General features: G+C 68.7%; 2 protein-coding genes and 1 pseudogene. 2 read left to right on the forward strand and 1 reads right to left on the reverse strand.

What is annotated here, in order from left to right:
- Positions 1 to 228: 228 nt before the first annotated feature.
- Positions 229 to 375 (forward strand): annotated as a pseudogene (locus ABZ453_RS51030) (transposase domain-containing protein); the annotation flags it as partial.
- 296 nt (positions 376 to 671) lie between these two features.
- On the opposite strand, the gene ABZ453_RS51035 reads toward ABZ453_RS51030, so the two are convergent.
- Positions 672 to 1790, reverse strand: a complete 1119-nt coding sequence (locus ABZ453_RS51035) for an NAD(P)-dependent alcohol dehydrogenase (protein WP_359026899.1) — start codon at positions 1788 to 1790, stop codon at positions 672 to 674.
- A gap of 397 nt (positions 1791 to 2187) precedes the next feature.
- Here ABZ453_RS51035 and ABZ453_RS51040 point away from each other — a divergent pair.
- The coding region (locus tag ABZ453_RS51040) for a hypothetical protein (protein ID WP_359026901.1) at positions 2188 to 2416 on the forward strand (229 nt) is incomplete at its 3' end.

Genomic DNA, 2416 nt, shown 5'->3' on the forward strand with positions numbered 1-2416 from the left:
CCTCGCGGAACTCAGCGTCGTAAATGCGCTTCCCGGATCCCATGACCCCCAACTATCCCTCCAGTCACGGTCTCCACAAAAGGAGGGGAACCTCACTCCGGCCATGCCCATGCGTGGCGTAGGTGGTTTCGGCGGGGCCGGGCCCGATCGACTACGAACGTGACTACCGGGCCACCCTCACCGAGGGACTGGCCGCATGGTTCGTCCCCATGCTGCGAGGGAATTGACATGCACGCTCTCGCCTTCTTCGAGCGCTCGTCCTACCAGGCGGTGTGGGACAAGGTCGGCACGGGCCTGCGCGGGATTGCGGTGACGCGGCCCTGCGCGTCGTCGTTGTCGCGGGCCCGCCACCGAGTGGGCAGCGCCCCGTTACGCCGCCTGTTCGAGATCCTCGCCGGTCCGGTGGCCACCCGGGTACAGGCCGGCTCCTTCTATCGCGGCCTGCAGGTGATCGCGGTGGACGGCACCACCTTGAGTGTTCCTCGACGAGGAGGCTCGAGATGCGTCTGCGGGCGGGGTCGAGGCCGAATTGAGGGGCCTGGTGGATGCTGCGGGCTGACCGCAGCGAAGCTGCTCGAAGGCGCCGGCCTGTGGCGCCAGCTGGCCGCACCTGCCGGGACGAGCGCGAAGAGGGGGAGGGAAGGAAGCGACGCGCGCGGAGCGGCCAGCCGTCAGAAGCGGATGACCGGCTTGATGGTCTTACCTGACTTGGAGTCCGCGGCGGCCTGGTCGATCTGCTTGAGCGGGTATTCCTGGATGAGGCGCTGGAGGGGGAAGCGGCCCTGGCGGACGTAGTCGACGAGGGCGGGCAGGAAGGTGACGATGTCGCTGTCGCCCTCGATGACGCCGTGCACGGTGATGCCGCGAAGCAGCGAGGTGCCCAGGACATCGAAGTGCCCATCCAGGCGTACGCCGATCAATCCGAGGCGGCCGCGGGTCGCGAGCGCATCGACGGCCTGCACCTGGACCTGCGGTACCCCGCTGGTCTCGACAGCGACCTGAACGCCCGGCCCACCGCTGATCTCACGCAGGGCGGCGACAGGGTCGGTGGTGGCGCTGTTGACGGTGTGGGTGGCGCCCAGTTCACGCGCGAGCTTGAGGCGCGAGTCCACGATGTCAACGGCAACGATTTTCGACGCACCGGTGAGACCGGCGGCCAGCACTGAGGCCATGCCGACGGCACCGGTGCCGAACACTGCGACGGTGGAGCCAGGTTCGGGCTTGAGCTCGTTGAGGATGGCGCCCGCACCGGTCTGGATGCCGCAGCCGAGCGGGGCGAGGAGGGCGAGTTCGTCCTCGTCGGCGTCGACAGCCACGACGTTGCGGTCATTGGCGATCGCGTAGCCGGCCAGTGAGGACTGGCCGAAGAATCCGCCGGCCAGCGGCTTGCCGTCGGTGGTGGTCAGTCCGGAGGTGCCGTCGGTGCGGGCCGATCCGGTGGGGCTGGTGTTGAGGTCGCTGAAGCGTGCGCAGTAGGCGGGGTGGCCGGTGCGGCACGGGTCGCACTCACCGCACGAGTTGAACGTCATCAGGACGCGGTCGCCCGGCTTGACCGAGGTGACCAGCGCGCCGACCTTCTGGACCACGCCCGCGCCTTCGTGCCCGAGCACGATCGGCGGCAGGGACGGGTCCTGCCAGGCGCCCTTGAAGAGGGCGTCTGTGTGGCAAAGACCCGCGGTGACGACGCGGACCAAGACCTCATGGTCTTGCGGCTCTCCGACGGTGATGTCAGCGATGCGGTACGCGTCCTGGCCGGGAACGGCGAGCGCGGCCTTGGTGGTGACGGACATGGTGTGATTCCCAACTGCCCTCGATGGGCGGAGTAGCGGATGGACGGCGTCATTGGGCTTGCTGGACTGCGCCGAACGCCTATGGACTGCGGAAACGGACTCTGCGGCCCGCTTGATTCGACGGTGTGCTCCATTCGAGCGGCCCAGCAGGGGCGAAGGTCCCTCCCAGTGGTCGGGGCAATCGACTTCATGACCGACGCCTGCCCGCCCCGCGCAGATGCCGGCCGTAACCGCGAACGGTCCTGGACTGCGCCGTCGAGCTGTTCGAGAAAAAGGGGGCTGGTGGCCTCTGTTGCCGACATCGGAGATCGGGCGGGGGTCAGCAAATGCACGGTGTACCGGGGGTTATCGACTAAGGACTCTCGTCGCAGCGGTCGCGGTGAGGTGGATGGAGTCGATGAGCAAGCGGGCGGGGAAGGCCGCCACCGAGCCCGATCCGGTGGCCGGCCTGCACCGTCTGATCCGCGAGGCTCTCGCCCACACGGGCGGCCCGGTGGCCGTCATCCACCTGCTGCGCCACGGCCGGATGCTGGCCACGGACCCGAGTGTGGGCAACACCCTTGAACAGCTCGCTGTACTGCTCACCGCAGCCCAGGCCACCGGCCGGGTCCGCCCGGACGTCACCC

The organism is Streptomyces sp. NPDC005799 (assembly GCF_040630525.1).
Lineage (GTDB): Bacteria > Actinomycetota > Actinomycetes > Streptomycetales > Streptomycetaceae > Streptomyces > Streptomyces griseorubiginosus_B.

Coding starts and splice junctions, on each gene's coding strand:
- ABZ453_RS51035 (WP_359026899.1), bottom strand. CDS start 1,790: ATGTCCGTCACCACCAAGGCCGCGCTCGCCGTTCCCGGCCAGGACGCG.